The organism is Xanthobacter sp. ZOL 2024 (assembly GCF_052932325.1).
The window spans coordinates 2,329,021-2,349,016 of sequence record NZ_CM128808.1; the positions used below are offsets into that span (position 1 = coordinate 2,329,021).

The 19,996-nt window shown below is 69.1% G+C and carries 15 protein-coding genes; 13 read left to right on the plus strand and 2 right to left on the minus strand.

Features of this window, described 5'->3' with window-relative positions:
• The first annotated feature begins 12 nt into the window (after positions 1-12).
• On the plus strand, positions 13-1,935 hold the full coding sequence (ftsH, locus tag ACU4E7_RS10735; RefSeq protein ID WP_447021501.1) for an ATP-dependent zinc metalloprotease FtsH: 1,923 nt from the start codon (positions 13-15) through the stop codon (positions 1,933-1,935).
• 57 nt (positions 1,936-1,992) lie between these two features.
• On the opposite strand, the gene ACU4E7_RS10740 is transcribed toward ftsH, so the two are convergent.
• Positions 1,993-2,121 (minus strand): hypothetical protein, encoded by a 129-nt coding sequence (locus ACU4E7_RS10740; RefSeq protein ID WP_447021502.1) that lies wholly within the window; start codon positions 2,119-2,121, stop codon positions 1,993-1,995.
• Between the two features lie 1,383 nt (positions 2,122-3,504).
• On the opposite strand from ACU4E7_RS10740, the gene murJ reads away from it, so the two are divergent.
• The 12 genes from murJ to ACU4E7_RS10800 all read left to right on the plus strand — a co-directional run bounded on the left by murJ (position 3,505) and on the right by ACU4E7_RS10800 (position 18,410).
• Positions 3,505-5,208: a murein biosynthesis integral membrane protein MurJ gene (gene murJ / locus ACU4E7_RS10745; RefSeq protein ID WP_447021503.1), complete on the plus strand. Its 1,704-nt coding sequence runs from the start codon at positions 3,505-3,507 to the stop codon at positions 5,206-5,208.
• A gap of 423 nt (positions 5,209-5,631) precedes the next feature.
• Complete coding sequence (trpS, locus tag ACU4E7_RS10750) at positions 5,632-6,669, plus strand: tryptophan--tRNA ligase (RefSeq protein WP_447021504.1); 1,038 nt, start codon at positions 5,632-5,634, stop codon at positions 6,667-6,669.
• Positions 6,670-7,067: 398 nt separating this feature from the next.
• Positions 7,068-8,732 carry a cytochrome-c oxidase, cbb3-type subunit I gene (ccoN, locus tag ACU4E7_RS10755; protein ID WP_443265978.1) on the plus strand — a complete coding sequence of 555 codons (1,665 nt, stop codon included), beginning with the start codon at positions 7,068-7,070 and terminating at the stop codon, positions 8,730-8,732.
• Positions 8,733-8,744: 12 nt separating this feature from the next.
• Positions 8,745-9,491 (plus strand): cytochrome-c oxidase, cbb3-type subunit II, encoded by a 747-nt coding sequence (gene ccoO, locus ACU4E7_RS10760; protein WP_238119749.1) that lies wholly within the window; start codon positions 8,745-8,747, stop codon positions 9,489-9,491.
• 3 nt (positions 9,492-9,494) lie between these two features.
• A complete protein-coding gene (locus ACU4E7_RS10765; protein WP_238119750.1) occupies positions 9,495-9,659 on the plus strand; it encodes a cbb3-type cytochrome c oxidase subunit 3 in 165 nt (54 codons plus the stop codon).
• Positions 9,660-9,663: 4 nt separating this feature from the next.
• Complete coding sequence (ccoP, locus tag ACU4E7_RS10770) at positions 9,664-10,548, plus strand: cytochrome-c oxidase, cbb3-type subunit III (protein WP_238119751.1); 885 nt, start codon at positions 9,664-9,666, stop codon at positions 10,546-10,548.
• A 1,099-nt stretch (positions 10,549-11,647) separates the two neighbouring features.
• Positions 11,648-13,126, plus strand: a complete 1,479-nt coding sequence (gene ccoG, locus ACU4E7_RS10775) for a cytochrome c oxidase accessory protein CcoG (RefSeq protein ID WP_238119752.1) — start codon at positions 11,648-11,650, stop codon at positions 13,124-13,126.
• A gap of 59 nt (positions 13,127-13,185) precedes the next feature.
• Positions 13,186-13,692 carry a FixH family protein gene (locus ACU4E7_RS10780; protein ID WP_238119753.1) on the plus strand — a complete coding sequence of 169 codons (507 nt, stop codon included), beginning with the start codon at positions 13,186-13,188 and terminating at the stop codon, positions 13,690-13,692.
• 394 nt (positions 13,693-14,086) lie between these two features.
• A complete protein-coding gene (locus ACU4E7_RS10785; RefSeq protein ID WP_447021505.1) occupies positions 14,087-16,294 on the plus strand; it encodes a heavy metal translocating P-type ATPase in 2,208 nt (735 codons plus the stop codon).
• On the plus strand, positions 16,291-16,440 hold the full coding sequence (gene ccoS, locus ACU4E7_RS10790) for a cbb3-type cytochrome oxidase assembly protein CcoS (RefSeq protein WP_238119755.1): 150 nt from the start codon (positions 16,291-16,293) through the stop codon (positions 16,438-16,440). Before ACU4E7_RS10785 ends, ccoS begins: the two co-directional genes overlap by 4 nt.
• Positions 16,437-17,561: an MFS transporter gene (locus tag ACU4E7_RS10795; RefSeq protein ID WP_238119756.1), complete on the plus strand. Its 1,125-nt coding sequence runs from the start codon at positions 16,437-16,439 to the stop codon at positions 17,559-17,561. Before ccoS ends, ACU4E7_RS10795 begins: the two co-directional genes overlap by 4 nt.
• 93 nt (positions 17,562-17,654) lie before the next feature.
• A complete protein-coding gene (locus ACU4E7_RS10800) occupies positions 17,655-18,410 on the plus strand; it encodes an SDR family oxidoreductase (protein WP_447021506.1) in 756 nt (251 codons plus the stop codon).
• 6 nt (positions 18,411-18,416) lie between these two features.
• Here ACU4E7_RS10800 and ACU4E7_RS10805 read toward each other — a convergent pair whose 3' ends face one another.
• Complete coding sequence (locus tag ACU4E7_RS10805) at positions 18,417-19,913, minus strand: TrkH family potassium uptake protein (protein WP_238119758.1); 1,497 nt, start codon at positions 19,911-19,913, stop codon at positions 18,417-18,419.
• Positions 19,914-19,996: the final 83 nt, after the last annotated feature.

Sequence of the window (19,996 nt, forward strand, 5' to 3'; positions counted from 1 at the left end):
CACGAGGGTTCAATGAACGCCAACTTACGCAACTTCGCCCTTTGGGTGATCATCGTTCTGCTGCTGCTCGCGCTGTTCTCCCTGTTCCAGAGCCCGGGCCAGCGCACGAGCGCGAACGATATTTCCTTCTCGCAGCTCCTGTCCGACGTGGATCTCGGCCGGGTGCGCGATGTGGTGATCGAGGGGCCGAACATCTCCGGCACCTTCACCGACGGCCGCCAGTTCCAGACCTACGCGCCCAACGACCCGTCGCTGGTGCAGCGTCTGTATGGCAAGGGCGTGCAGATCACCGCCCGGCCGCCGTCCGACAGCGTGCCGTGGTTCGTGAGCCTGCTGGTGTCGTGGCTGCCGTTCCTGCTGCTGATCGGCGTGTGGGTGTTCATGTCGCGGCAGATGCAGGGCGCCGGCGGCAAGGCCATGGGCTTCGGCAAGAGCCGCGCCAAGATGCTCACCGAGGCGCACGGCCGGGTGACCTTCGACGACGTGGCCGGCATCGACGAGGCCAAGAGCGACCTCACTGAGATCGTGGAATTCCTGCGCGATCCGCAGAAATTCCAGCGGCTCGGCGGGCGTATCCCGCGCGGCGTGCTGCTGGTGGGCCCGCCCGGCACCGGTAAGACGCTTTTGGCCCGCGCCATCGCCGGCGAAGCCAACGTGCCCTTCTTCACCATCTCCGGCTCGGACTTCGTGGAGATGTTCGTGGGTGTCGGCGCCAGCCGCGTGCGCGACATGTTTGAGCAGGCGAAGAAGAACGCCCCGTGCATCATCTTCATCGACGAGATCGACGCGGTGGGCCGCCACCGCGGCGCCGGCCTCGGCGGTGGCAATGACGAGCGCGAGCAGACCCTCAACCAGCTTCTGGTGGAGATGGACGGCTTCGAGGCGAACGAGGGCATCATCCTCATCGCCGCCACCAACCGTCCCGACGTGCTGGACCCGGCGCTGCTGCGTCCCGGCCGGTTCGACCGGCAGGTGATCGTGCCCAACCCGGACGTGGTGGGCCGCGAGCAGATCCTGAAGGTGCATGCCCGCAAGATCCCGGTGGCGCCCGACGTCAACCTGAAGACCATCGCCCGCGGCACCCCCGGCTTTTCCGGCGCCGACCTCGCCAACCTCTGCAACGAGGCGGCGCTGATGGCGGCCCGGCGCAACAAGCGCATGGTCACCATGGCGGAGTTCGAGGATGCCAAGGACAAGGTGATGATGGGCGCCGAGCGCCGCTCGCTGGTCATGACCGAAGAGGAGAAGATGCTGACCGCCTATCACGAAGGCGGGCATGCCATCGTCGCCCTCAACGTTCCGGCCACCGATCCGGTGCACAAGGCCACCATCATCCCCCGTGGGCGGGCGCTGGGCATGGTCATGCAGCTGCCGGAGCGCGACAAGCTCTCCATGAGCTACGAGCAGATGACCTCCCGCCTCGCCATCATGATGGGTGGCCGGGTGGCGGAAGAGCTGATCTTCGGCCACGAAAAGGTCACCTCGGGCGCGGCGTCCGACATCGAGCAGGCCACCCGCCTGGCCCGCATGATGGTGACCCGTTGGGGCTTCTCCTCCGATCTCGGCACGGTGGCCTATGGCGACAACCAGGACGAGGTGTTCCTGGGCATGTCGGTGTCGCGCCAGCAGAACGTGTCGGAGGCCACCGCCCAGACCATCGACCGCGAGGTGCGGCGCCTGGTGGACGAGGGCTATGCGGAAGCCACCCGCATCCTCACCGAGAAGAAGCAGGATCTCGAAACCCTGGCCAAGGGCCTGCTGGAATACGAGACCCTCTCGGGCGACGAGATCGTCGACTTGCTGAATGGCAAGGAGCCGACCCGCGAGAGCGTGATCGAGCCAGCCAATCCGCGTGGCTCGGCCATCCCCAACCCGAAGAACCGGCCGAGCCCTGGCGGCGCCGGCGGCTCCATCGAGCCCCAGCCCCAGGCCTGAGTGGCCGACCCTGCCCGGCGCCTGAGGCGGCGGGTGGTTCGCCCCCATCGCACACCGTCAAACGCGCGCCCCTTGGGTGCGCGTTTTTCGTTTGGAGGCTGCGTCGGCCGTGACGCCGGGGGCGCGCCGAGCGCGGCAGACTTTGGCGAAGATCGGCATGTGCTCGGTGCGATCGACTTTCAGCATGGCCGATCGCGGAGGCCCGTTTCCTCTCCCGCGTGCGGGTGAGGGTGAGGGAGGGGGCGTTTCCGTTGGGCAGAGGCTTGAGGGTTCTCGCTTTTGGGCCATCGCGACGCTGCCTTTCGGCTCCGGTGGCGCCATGGTCCCGGCGTTCTGCCCCCTCCCCAGCCCTCCCCCGCACGCGGGAGAGGGGGCGCGACGTGAGGTGCGTTGGCCGGGGCAAGACCGCATCACGTGTGTCGAAATGGGCATGAGCCATCGAAGGGACGGGTCTGTCCGCTTGGCCTCTGGCGCTCGTCACGACCGCGAAGGGGCGCCTCCTTGGTGCGATCGACTTTCAGCGGGGCGGACTGTGGAAGGCCCGTTCCCTCTCCCGCGTGCGGGGGAGGGTGAGGGAGGGGGCGTTTCCGTTGGGCAGAGGCTTGAGGGTTCTCGCTTTTGGGCCATCGCGGCGCTGCTTTTCGGCTGGGCGGCGCCATGGTCCCGGCGTTCTGCCCCCTCCCCAGCCCTCCCCCGCACGCGGGAGAGGGGGCGCGGCGAGAGGCGGGTTGCGTGGGCCGGGGCCGCATCATGTGTGTCGAAGCGGGCATAAGCCATCGTAGGGACGGGTCTTGCCCGCTTGGTCTCTGGCACTCGTCACAACCGCGAAGGGGCGCCCTCTTGATGCGATCGACTTTCAGCGGGACGGACTGTGGAAGGCCCGTTCCCTCTCCCGCGTGCGGGGGAGGGAACGGGCGTTTCCGTTGGGCGGGGGCGTGAGCGTTCTCGCTTTTGGGGCGTCGCGACGCTGCCTTCGGCTCGGGTGGCGCCATGGTCCCGGCGTTCTGCTCCCTCCCCAGCCCTCCCCCGCACGCGGGAGAGGGGGCGCGGCGAGAGGCGGGTTGCGTGGGCCGGGGCCGCATCACGCGTCTCGAAACCGGATGAGACATCGCAGGGGCAGCGGCCTGCTGCTCGCCGCACCGGCTGGCTCGGTCGGGGTGCGCCCTCGCCCGACCTGCCGCCATCTGCTGAACCATCGACGGTCGCGGCGACCACATTGGGATTCTCGACGACCGCATGATCAGCACCTGAGCCATAGACACCTGAGCCATAGACACCGGGGCCATAGACACCTGGGCCATAGACACTTCGGCCAACGGCATCTGGCCAACGGCACCTGGCCAACGGTACCTGGACTATCGAGCCACCGCCCATCGGTCGCAGCACCATAGCACGCCGGGCCGTCGATACAGGGCCCTCCCCGCCGGAAGCATCGACACCGGGGCGGCGGCGGGCCATAGAGCAGGCGCGGCGGGCTGCGGTTCGCTTGCCAAGGTGTCGGTTGTGGGGCCCGGTCCTCCTGTCGATGGCAGGGGTCGGGTGGGCCGCGGCCGGCGCGAGAGGCCCGCCATGTCCATCCTCGGTCGCACCTCCATCGTCTCCGCAGCCACCCTCGCCTCGCGGGTGCTGGGCTTTGCGCGCGATGCCGCCACCGCCGCCATTCTCGGCGCCGGCCCGGTGGCGGATGCGCTGGTGGCGGCCCTGTCCCTGCCGCTGCTGGCCCGCCGTCTGCTGGCGGAGGGCGCGTTCAATCTGGCGCTGATTCCCGCGCTCGCCCGGGCGGAGGGCGAGGGAGCGGTGGGGCATGCCGGCGCGCGCCGGCTGGCCAGCGCCACGCTGCTGGCCCTCGGCGGCCTCCTGGCGGTGCTGGCGCTGCTCGGGGCGGTGTTCATGCCGCAGCTGATCCGGCTGCTGGCGCCCGGCTTCTCGCCCGATGGCGCCCGCGCCGACGTGGCGGTGCTGTGTGGCCGCGTGGCGGTGCTCTATCTGCCGCTGGCGGGGTGGGCGGCGATCTATGGCGGGGTGGCCAACGGGGTGCAGCGGGTGCTGCTGCCGGCGCTGGCGCCCCTGGTCGCCAATCTCACCGTTCTGGCGGTCATTCTGGTGCTGCTGCTGCGCGGGCTCGTCGCCAGCGATCAGGCGGCGCTGGCCATTGCGGTGGCCACGGTGGCCGCCGGTGTCAGCCAGTGGCTGCTGATGCTGCGAGCCGCGCGCGGCTGCGCCGCCGCCCCGGATCGCCACGACCTGGCGGGCGCCCTGCGGGAGGCAGTGGGCTGGCTGCGGCGGCGCATCGCCCGGGCCCACGCGCACGCCCCAGCGGCCGACATCGGCGCCGGACGGGCCGCCTGGGTCGCCAGCCTGGGGGCGCTCCGGGCCGCTTCGCCGGCGCTTCTGTTCGCCGGCCTCAGCCAGTTCCGCATCATCATCGCGGCGGCGCTCGCCTCACAAGTGGAAGGGGCGGTGGCGTCGCTGAATTACGCCCAGCGGCTGATGGATCTGCCGTTGGGACTGGTGGGCGCCAGCGCCGGCGCGGTGCTGGTGCCGCTGCTGGCGCGGCAAGGGGCGCAACAAGGGGCGCAACAAGGGGCGCAACAGGGCGCGCAACAGGGGGAGAACGCCGGTCCGTCGACGGCCGCCCTCGCCGCCACCAACGGGGTGCTCGGGGCCCTGGCCTTCGCCCTGCCGGCCGCGGTGGGCCTCGGGGTGCTGGCCGAGCCCATCGTCGCCGTGCTGTTCGAGCGCGGCGCGTTCACCGCCGCCGATACCAGCCGCACCGCGGCCCTGCTCATCGTGCTGGCGGTGGCACTGCCCGCCCAGGGGCTGGAGCGCATCCTCTCCGCCACGGCCGCCACTTCCGGCCTGGTGCGCAGCGCCGAGCGAATCGCGCTGGGGTCGCTGGTGGTGTGCCTCGGCGTCGGCGCCGTTGGCGTGGCGCTGATCGGCCCGCTGGGCGCGGCGCTGGGGGTGACGGTGTCAGCCGCTGGGTCCATGGCGGTGTTCGCCGGCGTGCTCCATCGCCACCGTGCCCTGGCCCTGCATCCGCGGGCGGTCGCGACCGTGCTGGGCCTCGCCGGTGCGAGCCTGGTGATGGGGCTTGTGGTGGCCGCTGCGCAGGCGGCCTGGCCGGCCCCGCCCGGCGTCGGTGTCGGAGCCTGGGGACGGGTGGCGGCCCTGGTGGGCTGCGGCGTGCTGGTCTATGGCGCCTGCGGCCTGCTGGTGAAGCGCGGCGTGGAGGCCCGTTGGCCCGCCCGCGCTCCGGCGGAATCGGACTGAGACGGCGCCCTGGCCGGAGGCGGCGGGTCCGGTCCACGCCGGCAGCCGCGCCAGGCGCCATGCCGGCTCTCCATGGCCCGTTCAGCGCTGCGCGCAGGGTCTTTCTGCGCACCGTGCAGGCGCTTTGAGCGGACCGCGCATCTTGCATCGCACAGGCGAGGGTGGCATGACGCCCAGCATCTCGCACGGAGTCCGCCGGGCTGCCGCGCGCCCTTCTGCCGTCTTCGGCCTGGTGTCCCGCGCGCCCGGTGCCGCCGTCCCAGGGACGCCGGCAGGGGTGGGGGCCATGGCTCGAACCGCCGGCGCGAGGCGCAGGCACGCGCGGTGGGGCGGGATGCGTGGATGGCCTGGTCGGCGCCCCTGGGCGCGGACGGGGCCTGGGTTCAGGAACAATGGGGCGGCACCGCCCCTCGGGAGGTCGCCATGGCGGCGGTCGCGGAACGTGTCTTTTCCGGCGTGCAGCCCACGGGCAATCTGCACCTCGGCAACTATCTCGGCGCCATCAAGCGCTTCGTGCAGCTGCAGGACAGCCACGACTGCATCTATTGCGTGGTGGATCTGCATGCCATCACCGTGTGGCAGGATCCCGAGGAGCTCAAGCGCCACACCCGCGAGGTGACCGCCGCCTTCATCGCCTGCGGCATCGATCCCAAGGCGCATATCGTGTTCAACCAGAGCCAGGTGTCCGGCCACGCGGAACTGGCCTGGATCTTCAATTGCGTCGCCCGCATGGGCTGGCTGAACCGCATGACGCAGTTCAAGGAAAAGGCCGGCAAGGACCGCGAGAACGTCTCGGTGGGCCTGTTCGCCTATCCCACCCTCATGGCCGCCGACATCCTGCTGTATCGCGCCACCCACGTGCCGGTGGGCGAGGACCAGAAGCAGCATCTGGAGCTGACCCGCGACATTGCCCAGAAGTTCAACACGGACTTCGCCCCCTCCATCGCCGCCTATGGCCATGGGGAAGGCTATTTCCCGCTCACCGAGCCGCTGATCGCCGGCCCGGCGACCCGCGTCATGAGCCTGCGCGACGGCGCCAAGAAGATGTCGAAGTCGGATGCCTCCGACTTTTCCCGCATCAACCTCACCGACGATGCCGACGCCATCGCCGGCAAGGTGCGCAAGGCCAAGACCGATCCCGAGCCTCTGCCGTCCGAGGAGGAGGGGCTGAAGGGCCGGCCCGAGGCCGACAATCTGGTGGGGATCTACGCGGCGTTGTCGGACGGGACCAAGGCCGGCGTGCTGCACGATTTCGGCGGCGCCCAGTTCTCCGCCTTCAAGGCGGCGCTGGTGGATCTGGCGGTGGCCAAGCTCGGCCCCATCGGCGGCGAGATGCAGCGGCTGATGGCCGACGTTTCCGCCATCGACGCCATCCTGGCCGGCGGGGCGGCCCGCGCCCGCGTCATCGCCGATCAGACCATCCGCGACGTCAAGGACATCGTCGGCATGGTGCGTGCTTAGGCTTTCCGGAGCTCCGGGCCCGGTGCCCGGGCTGCTCCACCCGGTGGCACGGCGGATCCTTCTCGCCACGCCATCCGCTTTCCGTCCCGCAGCCCGGCCGAAGGAGGGCCGAGGGACGGCCTGGTGCGACGGGGCCCGATCGGGGTTCGCCGCGCCGTCGAGCAGGTTGAGGTAAAATAGGGTGACGAAGGGGATTTCCTTAGGGTCAAACCTTAGGAAATAGGCGTGAAAGGACGGTGGAAAAGGTCGCTTTTGGCGCGACCCGCCGCCGCAGTGCGCAAGAGCCCCGGGACATCACGTACCTTTGACCTGTATCAAGGAGAAAATGGGGCCGCTGCGCATGGTGCGCTGGAGGCTCCCTGGGTGCATTGTCACGCCTCGGCGCGAGGGGTTTTGTAATGTCGACAATCCAAGATCCGATCCCAGCCCCGGCGAAATCCATGCGGTTTGGTGAGGCCGGGCTGCTGGTGGTCTTCGCCATATTGGCTTTCTGTTCGATCATCGTGGCAGCGAAGGCCTATTCGGCCTCCTACGCCTTCCACGCTTATATCTTCGCGGCTGCGTCCATCGCCGCCGTGTTCGCTATCGGCAACCGCTACATGGATCGACCCGCTGGCCCCGTGCCGCAGGAGATCAACGGCAAGCCGAACTACAATTTCGACGTGGTGAAGGTGGGTACGGTGCTCGCCGTGTTCTGGGGCATCGCCGGCTTCGCGGCGGGCGTCACGGCGGCCTTGCAGCTCGCCTTCCCCATGTTCAATTTCGACACCTCGTGGTTCTCGTTCGGCCGGCTGCGTCCGCTGCACACCTCGGCGGTGATCTTCGCCTTCGGCGGCAACGTGCTGATCGCCACCTCGTTCTACGTGGTGCAGCGCACCTCGCGCGCCCGCCTCGCCGGCGACCTGGCGCCCTGGTTCGTGGTGCTCGGCTACAACCTTTTCATCGTCATCGCCGCCACCGGCTACCTGCTGGGCATCACCCAGTCGAAGGAATATGCCGAGCCGGAATGGTATGCCGATCTGTGGCTGACCGTCGTGTGGGTGACCTATTTCCTGGTCTTCCTGGGCACCGTGCTGAAGCGCAAGGAACCCCACATCTATGTGGCCAACTGGTTCTATTTCGCCTTCATCATCACCATCGCGATGCTGCACATCGGCAACAATGTGACCATCCCGGTGTCGGTGTTCTCGCACAAGTCCTACATCTATTGGTCGGGCGTGCAGGATGCCATGTTCCAGTGGTGGTATGGCCATAATGCGGTGGGCTTCTTCCTGACCGCGGGCTTCCTGGCCATCATGTACTATTACATCCCCAAGCGGGCGGAGCGTCCGGTCTATTCGTACCGGCTCTCCATCGTCCACTTCTGGGCGCTGATCTTCATCTACATCTGGGCCGGCCCGCACCATCTGCACTATACGGCGCTGCCGGACTGGGCGCAGACCCTGGGCATGACCTTCTCGGTGATCCTGTGGATGCCCTCGTGGGGCGGCATGATCAACGGCCTGATGACCCTGTCGGGCGCGTGGGACAAGCTGCGCACCGATCCGGTGATCCGCATGATGGTGGTGGCGGTCGCGTTCTACGGCATGTCGACCTTCGAGGGGCCGATGATGGCGGTGAAGGCGGTGAACTCGCTCAGCCACTACACCGAGTGGACCATCGGCCACGTGCACTCCGGAGCCCTGGGCTGGGTGGCCTACATCTCGTTCGGCGCCATCTATTGCATGGTGCCCTGGCTGTGGCACAAGAAGGAGATGTATTCGCTGCGCGCCGTGTCCTGGCACTTCTGGGTGTCGACCCTGGGCATCGTGCTCTACATCTCGTCCATGTGGGTCGCCGGCATTCTGCAGGGCCTCATGTGGCGCGCCTACACCAGCCTTGGCTTCCTTGAATATTCCTTCATCGAGACCGTCGAGGCGGTGCACCCGCTCTACGTGATCCGCGCCGTTGGCGGCATTCTCTTCCTGATAGGCGGCCTGATCATGGCTTGGAACGTGTGGATGACCATCAGAACGCCCCTGACCGAGGCCGAGCGCGAGCTCGCCCTTGCTCCGGCGGAATGAGGAGAGCGACCCATGGCGTCCCAAGGCACGTCCATCTGGGCCAAGCACCAGATTTTCGAGAAGCACAGCTACTGGCTCACTCTGGGGATCCTGTTGGTGATCTCCATCGGCGGTCTGGTGGAAATCGCCCCGCTCTTCTACCTGAAGGGCACCATCGAGACGGTGCAGGGCATGCGGCCCTACACCCCCCTCGAGTTGGCCGGGCGCAACATCTACATCCGCGAGGGCTGCTACAACTGCCACTCGCAGATGATCCGCCCGCTGCGTGACGAGGTGGAGCGCTACGGCCACTACTCGCTGGCGGCCGAGAGCATGTATGACCACCCGTTCCAGTGGGGCTCCAAGCGCACCGGTCCGGATCTTGCCCGGGTGGGCGGCAAGTATTCGGACGTGTGGCACCAGGAGCACCTGTTCAACCCGCGTTCGGTGGTGCCGGCCTCCATCATGCCGTCCTACCCCTGGCTGTCGAAGACCAAGCTCGACAGCAAGCGGATCGACGAGGACATGCGGGTGCTGCGGCTGGAGGGCGTGCCCTACACCGACGACATGATCGCCAACGCCAAGGCCGACCTGGACACCCAGGCCACCACCGATGCCGACGCCGAGGCCTTCAACAAGCGCTATCCCAAGGCGCAGGTGCGGGACTTCGACGGCAACGCCGCGCAGATCACCGAGGCCGACGCCCTCATTGCTTACCTGCAGATGCTGGGCACGCTCGTGGACTTCAAGCTCTACGACAACAAAGCCAACGTGAGGTGAGCGATGGAGGACGCGACCTACAACGCACTCGCCGCCTTCGCGCAGACCTGGGGCCTGCTGCTGTTCGTGCTCGGTTTCCTTCTGGTGATCGCCTACGCCTTCTGGCCGGGCAAGAAGCGCAAGAAGGAAATGGACGACGCGGCCAACATTCCGCTCAGAGAGGACTGATCCCGTGAGCACGAACCCGAATTCCAGTCACGGCCGCCTCGACACCGTCACGGGCGTCACCACCACCGGGCACGAGTGGGACGGCATCGAAGAGCTGAACAACCCGCTGCCGCGCTGGTGGCTGTGGGTGTGGTATGCCTGCATCGTGTGGTCCATCGGCTACTGGGTCATGTATCCCTCGTGGCCGCTGCTGCGCGAGGCGACCCCCGGCGTGATGGGCTGGAACTCCCGCACCGCGGTGACCGAGCAACTCGACCAGCTGCAGGCCCTGCGCGCCGAGAGCACCGCCAAGCTGGCCAACGCCTCGCTGCAGCAGATCGAGGACACCCCGGCGCTGCTGACCCTCGCCCGGGCCCAGGGCCGCGTCGCTTTCGCCGACAATTGCGCGCCCTGCCACGGCCAGGGCGGTGGCGGCGCGGTGGGCTTCCCCAACCTCAATGACGACGATTGGCTGTGGGGCGGCTCGCTCGACCAGATCTACCAGACCATCAGCTATGGTGTGCGCTCTGGCGACGACAAGGCGCATAGCGGCAACATGCCGGCCTTCGGTCGCGACGGCATCCTCACCCGGCCGGAGATTTCGGCGGTGGCGGGCTATGTTCGGGTGCTCGCCGGGCTCGACAAGCCGGGGCCGACGACGGAGAAGGGCAAGGAAGTGTTCCTCGCCAACTGCGCCGCCTGCCATGGCGACGAGGGCAAGGGCAACCAGGAGCTGGGCGCCCCGAACCTCACCGACGGCATCTGGCTGTATGGCTCGTCGAAGGCGACCATCGAGTACGGCGTCACCAATGGCCGCGGCAACGTGATGCCGGCGTGGCACACCCGTCTGGACCCCACCACCATCAAGGTGCTGACGGTCTATGTGCACTCGCTGGGTGGCGGTCGCTGACCCTCGGGAGTTGCGTCTGCGGCCCACGTCCGCAACGTTCAGAACCGACCCCGGAGCGCCGTGCGCTCCGGGGTTTTTTGTTGCCGTTGCGGTCGACGCGCGTCGGTGCGGCGGGCGAGTTGGTCCCGCGGTGATGGCGATGTCCCGGTGGGCCCCGCACCGGTGGGAACCGGCCGGCACCGATCGGCGGTGCGCGCAGGGGGCGGCCGGGTGCGGCGGGCTCGGCACCACGGGCCGGCGGCGTGCCGCCAGGACGGGCGCAGTCCGGGGCGGGTGAACGGGCGCAATAACGGACGCAGCAAGCGCCTCGGGACGCGACGGCTTGCCACAGAACCGCTTGCGACAGAACCGCTTGGCGAAGGCCCGCTTGGCAAAGACCGGTTGGCAAAGACCGGTTGGCAGCAACTGCTTGGCAGGAGCTGCTTGGCAGTGGCAGCTCGGCTCGGTCCGCTTGGCAGCGGCGGCGCGGCCAGGGGCGTCGCCAAAGGGGCGTCGCTGGGGTCTGTTGCGAAAGCGGCGGGCGCGACGCGGCGGCAGGCATGGACGCTCCGGTGGTGGGGGTGTATCGCTCCGGTGTGCGTGGGCCCGGCGTCGCTTCCGGGCGCGGGTGGCCGGCGGGTTGTAACGGCCCGGGGGCCCGCAGGCCCGCGGAGGTGGCGGAGCGGTGCGAAACGTCGCGCGGCGAAATGTCAGTGTGGCCTTTAGACCACCTGACGACCATCTACATTCTGGAGCATGAATATTGAGAAGCTCCAAGGTGGCTGCAAGGTGGCTGTCCGAGGTGGCTGCAAGGTGGCTGTCCGTACCGACCTTCCACCCGGGGTGATGATATCCGGGACGTTGGTCCGCTGGCAGAGCTTCTGCAGTGCCGCGCCGGTGACCGAGCCACGCGCAGAGGGGCCGTTCGGATGGCCGCTGCGGGCCGAGGTCCGGGAGTGGGTGAGGCCGTCCGCCTCCGTCTGGAGCGGGGGCGGGCGACGACGTTTAGACCGTGCCGGGCAAGAGGTCCGGCGCTGACAGGCTCCACCGCGCGGAGCCGCCCATCCGATGAACGCGCCAACCGGCGTGCGGTTTGGGACCAACATTCGGCGATGTGATCATGACTGCCCTTTCGACGAACACCGACGCCAAGCCTCATGAGGATGCCGACGCCCCCCGTGTGGTGGGCCCGGATGACGACATTCCGCTCTACGAGAGCCGTCAGCAGATCTATCCGCAGTCGGTGCACGGTCGCATCCGCACCATCAAATGGGCGGTGCTGATCGTCGCTCTGGCCGTCTACTACCTGCTGCCGTTCGTGCGCTGGGACCGCGGTCCGGATGCCCCCAGTCAGGCGGTGCTGATCGATTTCCCGGCCCGGCGCTTTTATTTCTTCTTCCTCGAGATCTGGCCTCAGGAATTCTATTACGTCGCCGGCCTGCTGATCCTGGCGGCCCTGGTGCTGTTCCTGATGACGGCGGTGGCCGGCCGTGTGTGGTGCGGCTACATGTGCCCGCAGACGGTGTGGACCGACCTGTTCATGGCGGTGGAGCGCATGGTCGAGGGCGACCGGCGCGAGCGCATGCGCCTGGATGCGGCGCCGTGGAGCCTCGACAAGGTGGTGCGCAAGACGCTGAAGCACAGCATCTGGCTCTTGATCGCCTGGTGGACCGGTGGCGCCTGGGTGCTCTATTTCGCCGATGCGCCGACCCTGGTGAAGGAGCTGGTGACCTTCCAGGCTCCCATGGCGGCCTATATCGCCATCGCCGTGCTCACCTTCACCACCTATACCCTGGCCGGCCACATGCGCGAGCAGGTGTGCACCTACATGTGCCCGTGGCCGCGCATCCAGGCGGCGCTGACCGACGAATACGCGCTGAACGTCACCTATCGCTACGATCGCGGCGAGCCGCGGGCCTCGGTGAAGAAGGCGGCGGCGGCGCGGGCGGCGGGCCAGGCTGCCGGCGACTGCATCGATTGCGGCCAGTGCGTGCACGTGTGCCCCACCGGCGTCGACATCCGCAAGGGCTCGCAGCTCTCCTGCATCCAGTGCGGCCTGTGCATCGATGCCTGCAACACGGTGATGGACAAGATCGGCCGCCCGCGCGAGCTGATCACCTATGAGAGCGAGGCCAACATGGAGGCCCGCATCGCCGGCAAGCCGTTCGTGCAGCGCATCGTGCGCGCCCGCACGGTGCTCTATGTGGTGCTCATCGCCATTGTCTGCGGCCTCATGCTGACGGCCCTGGTGGGGCGTTCCAACGAAGGGGTGGCGGCCATCCACGATCGCAACCCGCTGTTCGTGGCTTTGTCCGACGGTTCCGTGCGCAATGCCTACACCCTGCGGCTCAGCAACAAGATGCTGCAGGAGCGGGCTTTCTCCCTGTCCATCGACGGTGTGCCAGGAGCCAAGCTCGACGTGGTGGGGGATGATGCCGGCAAGCTGGTCATCGGCCCGGACCAGACGCGGGAAATCCGCGTGCTGGTGACCACCAAGGACAAGCTGCCGCCTTCGGCCTCACTTCCGCTCACTTTCCGCATTCGGGATGTGGCGACGGGCGCCTCGGCATCGGTGTCCGACCACTTCATCGGCCCCTGAGGGCCGGGGCCGGCTTCAGCGCCGGCCCGCGCCCGTCGGGGCCGAGAGCGGAGCAGTGCATGACGCGGGTGGACAGCGGCGAGAAGAAGCCGCGGCAGATCACCGGAGGGATGGTGCTGGCGGGGCTGATCGCCTTTTTCGGCACCGTCATGCTGGTGGACTTCAACATGGCGCGGCTCGCCGTCTCCACCTTTGCGGGGCTTGAGACGGAAAGCTCCTACAAGGCCGGCCTGGTGTTCTCCAAGGAGGCGAGCGCCGCGCGCCAGCAGGAGGCGCGCAACTGGCAGGTGAACGTGGACCTCGGCGCCCTGGGTGGCGAGGGGCGCCAGGTGACCGTGCGGGTGGTGGACGCCGAGGGCAAGCCCCTGTCCAATCTGGTGGCGGACGGCCGCTTCGCCCACCCCACCGATGCCCGCCGCGATGTGAAGCTGGAGCTCAATCCGGTCGGTGACGGGCGCTATCGGGCCTCGGCGGAGGCCGGTCCCGGGCAGTGGGACCTGATCATTGATTTTGCGCAAGGCGGAGAGCGGCTGTTCCGGTCCAGGAATCGGGTGCAGCTTCCGTAAGCCGCTTCACGCGCGTAACCCGGCCCTGCGCCGGGACCGAGGGGGCGACGAGACTGCGGATCGAAGCTCCAGGGCCTCGATCCCTGCCTGGAGTACGATCCGGCCCAAGGGTTTGTCGCGCCGGCGGGTCTGACGTACTCATTCTCTTTTCGCCGCCGGCCGTCGCGGTCGGCGGCGTTCTCCTCAGCGGTCACGATGGTCGCGCCCGGGGGACATCGCGTCACCTTGCGCCGCAGCCGCCGAGGTGCGATTCACGCGCATGCGCCGTCGGCCGGGCCGAGGCACATCAGGACAGGCGCAGCTCGGTAAACTGCATCTGCCAAGGTGCGTCGGCTCAAGGTGCGGCGCGCTCGGGCGAACGGGCGGCGGAAGAGGAGCAGCGCTGGAACGGGACATGGCGGAAGCGGTCGATTATTCCATCTTCGTGGCCAAGGATGACGACGGGCTCTCGCAGATGAGCCTCGCCATCGACGGCATCGACTGCGCCGCCTGCATCGCCGACATCGAGCAGGGTGTGAAGGCATTGCCCGGCGTGGTGCGGGCCCGCCTCAATTACACCACCCATCGCCTCTCCGTGGCCTGGAGCGCCGAGGGCTCGCCGGCGGAGGTGGTCGACAAGCTGGAGCAGCTCGGCTATCGCGCCCATCCCTTCACCGGGCGGGTGGAGGAAGAGGAGGCCCGGCGTGCCCAGTGGCTGCTGCGCTGCCTGGGGGTGGCGGGCTTCGCCACCATGAATGTGATGCTGCTGTCCATCTCCGTGTGGTCCGGCAACGTCACCGACATCACCCCGGAGACCCGGGATTTCTTCCACTGGATCTCGGCGCTGATCGCGCTGCCGGCGGCCGCCTATGCCGGCCAGCCGTTCTTCCAGAGCGCCTTGCGGGCGGTGCGCTCGGGCAAGCTCAACATGGATGTGCCCATCACCATCGGCGTGTCCCTGGCGCTGGCCATGAGCGTGTTCGAGACCGCCATGAGCCAGCCTCACGCCTATTTCGACAGCGCGCTGATGCTGCTGTTCTTCCTTCTGGCCGGCCGCTATCTCGACCATGAGGCGCGCCGGCGCACCCGGGCCATGGCCGGCAACATCGCCGCGCTGCGCGGCGAGATGGCCCATCGGCTGGATGCCGCGGGCACGCCGGTGCGGGTGCCGGTGCAGGCACTGGTGCCCGGCGACGTGATCCTGGTGGCCCCGGGCGAGCGGGTGGGTGCCGATGGGAGGGTGGTGGCCGGCCTCTCCAGCATCGACGAAAGCCTTGTCACCGGCGAAACCCTGCCGCGCGCGCTCAAGCCGGGGGCGGAGGTGTTCGCCGGCAGCCTCAATGGCGAGGGGGCGCTGCAGGTGGAGGTCACCGCCGGCGGCCAGAACACCCTGGTGGACGAGGTGCAGCGCCTGCTCGACGGTGCGCTGGCGGCGCGTGGCGGCTACATGCGCCTTGCCGATCGGGCGGCGCGCCTCTATGCGCCCATGGTCCACCTCACCGCATTGCTGTCCCTGGTGGGCTGGCTGATCGCCGGCGCCAGCCTGCACACTGCGGTGATGATCGCCGTGGCGGTGCTCATCATCACCTGCCCCTGCGCCTTGGCGCTGGCGGTGCCGGCGGTGCAGGTGACGGCCACCGGCCGGCTGTTCCGCGCCGGCCTTCTGGTCAATGCCGGCGATATGCTGGAGCGCCTCGCCGAAGTGGATACGGTGGTGTTCGACAAGACCGGCACCCTCACCCTGCCGGACCCGCGGCTGCGGCTGCCGCCGGACGTCGCGCCCGGGCTGGTGGCGCTGGCCGGGCAACTGGCCCTGTCCAGCCATCATCCGCTGGCGCGGGTGGTGGCGACCCGCGCCACGGGCGGCCCGCTGGCGGATGTGACGGAAGTCAGCGGCCAGGGGGTGACGGCCCAGGTGAATGGCCAGGAGGCGCGACTGGGCTCGCTCGCCTTCTGCGCCGTGGCGCCCCCCGATCACCTGCCGTCAGACGTCTCCCTCATCGCCTTCCGCTACGGGATGCACGGCTTTGTGATCGGCGTGGAACAGGCGCTGCGGCCCGATGCCAAGGATGTGGTGGAGGCGCTGCGCGCGCGGGGCTTGGGGCTGCGCATCCTCTCCGGCGACCGGGCCGAGGCGGTGGCGCCGGTGGCGGCCGAGCTCGGCATTGCCGACGCCAAGGCGGGCATGAAGCCGGCGGACAAGATTGCCGCCCTGGAGGCGCTGAAGGCGGCCGGCCACAAGGTGCTAATGGTGGGAGACGGGCTCAACGACGCGCCGGCGCTGGCGGCGGCCACGGTGTCCCTGTCGCCGGCCTCGGGCGCGGCAGTCACCCAGGCTCATGCGGATGCGGTCTTCCTCGGCCGCCGGCTGCGGCCGGTGCAGGCGGCGGTGGAAGGGGCGGGCGTGGCGGCGCGGCTGATGTGGCAGAACCTCGGCCTCGCCGTCGTCTACAACATCATCGCGGTGCCGCTGGCCATCGCCGGGGTGGTCACGCCGCTGATCGCGGCGCTGGCCATGTCCGGCTCGTCCATCCTGGTCACGGTGAATGCCTTGCGCGCCGCGCGGGGCGGGCGCAAGGATGAGGCGACGGACGCCACACCCGCGCAGGAGGTGCTCGCATGAACGTCCTCGTCTTTCTCATTCCCACGGCGCTGCTGCTGGGCTTCATCGGTCTGCTCGCGTTCCTGTGGAGCCTCAAGAGCGGCCAATATGACGATCTGGATGGCGCCGCCGTGCGCATCCTGCAGGATGATGATCTGAAGACATGAGGCGCCAGGCCGAGATCGCCGAACCCCGCGCGGGCATGCTGGTCTGCATTTGCGACCCGCAGCTCGAACCGCCGGCGAACGACAATGGCCCGCGGGCCATTCCCACCTTTGGGCTGGCCCTGGGCTTCGCCTTCGCCGTGCTGGCGCAGACCGTGGCCTCGGCGGCGCTGCCGCTGGCCGGTGCGCAGCTGGCGCCGCAGCCGGCATTCGCCACCTGGCCGTTCGCCGCCATGCTGCTGGGCGCGGCCTTGGCCTCCTTCCCCGCCTCGTTCCTGCGGGATGCATTCGGCCGGCGCACCGGCTTCGCCCTTGGCGCCTCCCTCGGCATCGCCGGCGGCGCCATGCTGGTGATGGCGCTGCTGCAGAGGAATTTCGCCTGGGCCTGTCTCGGCGCCCTGTGGCTGGGCATGGCGCAGGGCTTTTCCTTCTTCTATCGCCATGAGGCGGCGGCCGCGAGCGGCCGGCCGGCGGCGGCCACCGCCGGCGTGCTGGCCGGCGGCGTGCTGGCGGCCCTGGCCGGTCCCACCCTGGCGGGCCTCGCCGAGGATCTGGTGGCGCCCTTCTTCCTGGTGGGCGCGGCAGGCCTTGCCGCCCTCGCCCATGCGCTGTCCCTCGGGGTGGCGGTGACCCTGGCGCCGGATCCCCCGCCGGTGTTCCGGCCCAAGACCAGCGCCCCCTTGAAGGCCATCGTGGCGCCGACCCTGCTCGGGGCGCTCACCTGGTTCGGCATGAACGCGGTGATGTCCGGCGCGCCGCTGGCCCTGGTGGGCTGCGGCATCGGCGAGGCGGCGGTGTTCGGCTTCATCGCGCTGCACGTGGCGGCCATGTATGCGCCGGCGGTGCCGCTGGCCCTGGTGGGCGACCGGGTGCCGCCCGCTATGCTCACGGTGCTGGGCCTGGCGCTGGTGGCGGCGGCGGTGCCGCTGCAATGGCAGGATACGCCGGCCACCATCACCGCCGCGCTCATCGCGGTGGGGGCGGGCTGGTCGGTGGCGACGGTGGGGGCCACCGCGTGGATCTACCGCGCCGGCCGTCCCAGCCGGCTGGCCCTGGCGCTGCACGATGGCGTGCTGTTCACCTGCGCCATCCTCGGCGCCGCCTCGGGCGGGGTTTTGTTCTGAACCGCGTCGGCGCGCGCCGCTGCGCCGGCTGAGGCCCTGCGCGCGGGCGGCGGCGTCTTCCATTCTTTTCCTGCCCTTGCCGGAGGCCCTGCCGTGACCCATCCGTTTTCGCTCGCCGGTCGCACGGCCCTGGTGACCGGCTCGGCGGCCGGCCTCGGCTTCGAGATCGCCGCGGCCCTGGCGGTGGCCGGCGCCCATGTGCTGGTGAACGGGCGGGATGGGGCGCGGCTCGGCGCCGCCGTCACCGCCATCATCCAGCGCGGCGGCCACGCCTCGCCGCTGGTGCTGGATGTGTGCGATCCGGCGGCGGTGAGCGCGGCGGTGGCGGATCTCGGGCCCATCCACATCCTGGTGAACAACGCCGGGGTGCGTGACCGGCGCGCCTTTCTCGACATGCCGGCGGCGGATTTTCACCGCATGGTGGAGCTGGACCTTCTGGCGCCTGCCCATGTGACGCGGGAGGTGGCCAAGGGCATGGTGGCGCGTGGCGCGGGCGGCCGCATCATCAACATCACCTCCATCGCCGGGCCGCTCTCGCGGGCGGGGGATGCGGCCTACACCACCGCAAAGGGCGGGCTTGCGGCCTTCACGCGGGCGCTCGCGGCGGATCTCGGGCCGCACGGCATCACGGTCAACGCCATCGCACCGGGCTATTTCCTCACCGCGCCCAACGCCGAGCTGGCCAACGACCAGGCGGTGGGCGAGTGGCTGTCGCGCCGCACGGCGCTCGGCCGCTGGGGCAAGCCGGAGGAAGTGGCGGGGGCGGCGGTGTTTCTGGCCTCGCCTGCGGCGTCCTACGTCACCGGCACCGTGCTGGCGGTGGACGGCGGCTATCTCGCCCATTTCTGAGCGGCGTCAGCGCACCCAGAAGCGCGGCAGCAGCAGCACCAGGGCGGTGAGGATTTCCAGCCGTCCGAGCATCATGGCCAGCACCAGCACCCACAAAGCGGGGTCGGGCAGGCTGGCATAATTGCTGGAGGGGCCCACCACCGGGCCAAGGCCGGGACCCACATTGGCGAGGCAGGCGACCGCCGCCGAGAATGAGGTGATGAGGTCGAGCCCCATCAGGTTCAGCGTCAGCGCCGCGACGATGAAGGTGGCGAAGTAGAGAAACACGAAGCTCAGCACCGAGGCCACCACGTCATCGCTCACCGAGGCGCCACCGTAGCGGATGGGAAACACGCCGTGGCGAAAGGCGATGCGCTTGAAATGCTGGCGGATGGCCTTGCCGGTGATGGCGATGCGCATGGCCTTCAGGCCGCCGGAGGTGGAGCCGGTGCAGCCGCCCGCGAACATCAGCACGAAGAAGATGGCGTTCGAGAGCGCCCCCCAATTGGTGTAGTCCACCGACATGAAGCCGGTGGTGGAGATGATGGAGGAGACGGTGAACAGGGCGCCGCGGAAGGCGGTCTCGCCGCTGGCGATGCCCTGGGTGGTCTGCTGCAGGAACGAGGCGGCGGTGAACAGGGCCACGATGGTGAAGAACACCCGCACCTCGGGATTGGTGACGAGCCGCCGCACATCGCCATTGAGGGCCCGCACATAGAGCGGGAACGGCAGGGCGGCCACCAGCATGAACACGATGGCGACATAGTCCACCGCCGGTGTCTTGAACACCATCAATGAGTAATCGGAATTGGCGAAGCCCCCGCTGGAAAGGGTGGACATGGCCAGGGTGATGGCATCGAAGGTGCCCATGCCGGCCAGAGCAAAGCTCACGGCGCACAGCACGGTGAGCAGCACATAGGCGGTGATGAGCCCCTTGGCGATGGCCCCGGCGCGGGGCAGGAACTTTTCCGATTTGTCCGACGATTCGGTGCGGAACAGCTGCATGCCGCCGATGGACAGCACCGGCAGCACGGCGATGGCGATGGCGATGATTCCGATGCCGCCGAACCAGTGCAGCAGCGCGCGCCACAGCAGGATTCCCGGATACTGGGCATCGAGCCCCGACATGACGCTGGCGCCGGTGGTGGTGAGCCCCGACATGGCTTCGAACATGGCCTTTGTGAAGGTCAGCTGCGCGTGGCCCCACATCAGCGGCAGCGCCGCGAAGGTGGTCAGCACCACCCACACCGAGGCGGTAAGCAGGAAGGCCTGGCGCAGATCCAGTTTCTGGATGCCGGAGCCGCGGCCGGACATCCACAGCAGCACGCCCACGAAAATGGTGACGGCGGCAGAGCCGACGAATGCGCCCTGGCCGCCCGAGCCGGCGGCGAGGTCCACCAGCGCCGGCAGCAGCATGGCGGCGCCGAGAATGGCCAGGAGAATGCCGAGAGTCGCCGCCACTGGGCGCAGATTGAGGACCGAAAGCGCCTGCGCCTCGACCGTCGGAATACGCGCCGCGTGCATGTGCCCCCGCCTGCCTGTCCCCGCCTGCTGCGTCACCGCGCCGTGCCCGGTGCGCCGCGGGCGCTGCGCAAGGATTAGTGCAT

Excerpts from the sequence above, each read along its gene's own strand:
- ftsH (WP_447021501.1), top strand. The coding sequence starts at position 13 with ATGAACGCCAACTTACGCAACTTCGCCCTTTGGGTGATCATCGTTCTG.
- ACU4E7_RS10740 (WP_447021502.1), bottom strand. The coding sequence starts at position 2,121 with ATGCTGAAAGTCGATCGCACCGAGCACATGCCGATCTTCGCCAAAGTC.
- murJ (WP_447021503.1), top strand. The coding sequence starts at position 3,505 with ATGTCCATCCTCGGTCGCACCTCCATCGTCTCCGCAGCCACCCTCGCC.
- trpS (WP_447021504.1), top strand. The coding sequence starts at position 5,632 with ATGGCGGCGGTCGCGGAACGTGTCTTTTCCGGCGTGCAGCCCACGGGC.
- ccoN (WP_443265978.1), top strand. The coding sequence starts at position 7,068 with ATGTCGACAATCCAAGATCCGATCCCAGCCCCGGCGAAATCCATGCGG.
- ccoO (WP_238119749.1), top strand. The coding sequence starts at position 8,745 with ATGGCGTCCCAAGGCACGTCCATCTGGGCCAAGCACCAGATTTTCGAG.
- ACU4E7_RS10765 (WP_238119750.1), top strand. The coding sequence starts at position 9,495 with ATGGAGGACGCGACCTACAACGCACTCGCCGCCTTCGCGCAGACCTGG.
- ccoG (WP_238119752.1), top strand. The coding sequence starts at position 11,648 with ATGACTGCCCTTTCGACGAACACCGACGCCAAGCCTCATGAGGATGCC.
- ACU4E7_RS10780 (WP_238119753.1), top strand. The coding sequence starts at position 13,186 with ATGACGCGGGTGGACAGCGGCGAGAAGAAGCCGCGGCAGATCACCGGA.
- ACU4E7_RS10785 (WP_447021505.1), top strand. The coding sequence starts at position 14,087 with ATGGCGGAAGCGGTCGATTATTCCATCTTCGTGGCCAAGGATGACGAC.
- ccoS (WP_238119755.1), top strand. The coding sequence starts at position 16,291 with ATGAACGTCCTCGTCTTTCTCATTCCCACGGCGCTGCTGCTGGGCTTC.
- ACU4E7_RS10795 (WP_238119756.1), top strand. The coding sequence starts at position 16,437 with ATGAGGCGCCAGGCCGAGATCGCCGAACCCCGCGCGGGCATGCTGGTC.
- ACU4E7_RS10805 (WP_238119758.1), bottom strand. The coding sequence starts at position 19,913 with ATGCACGCGGCGCGTATTCCGACGGTCGAGGCGCAGGCGCTTTCGGTC.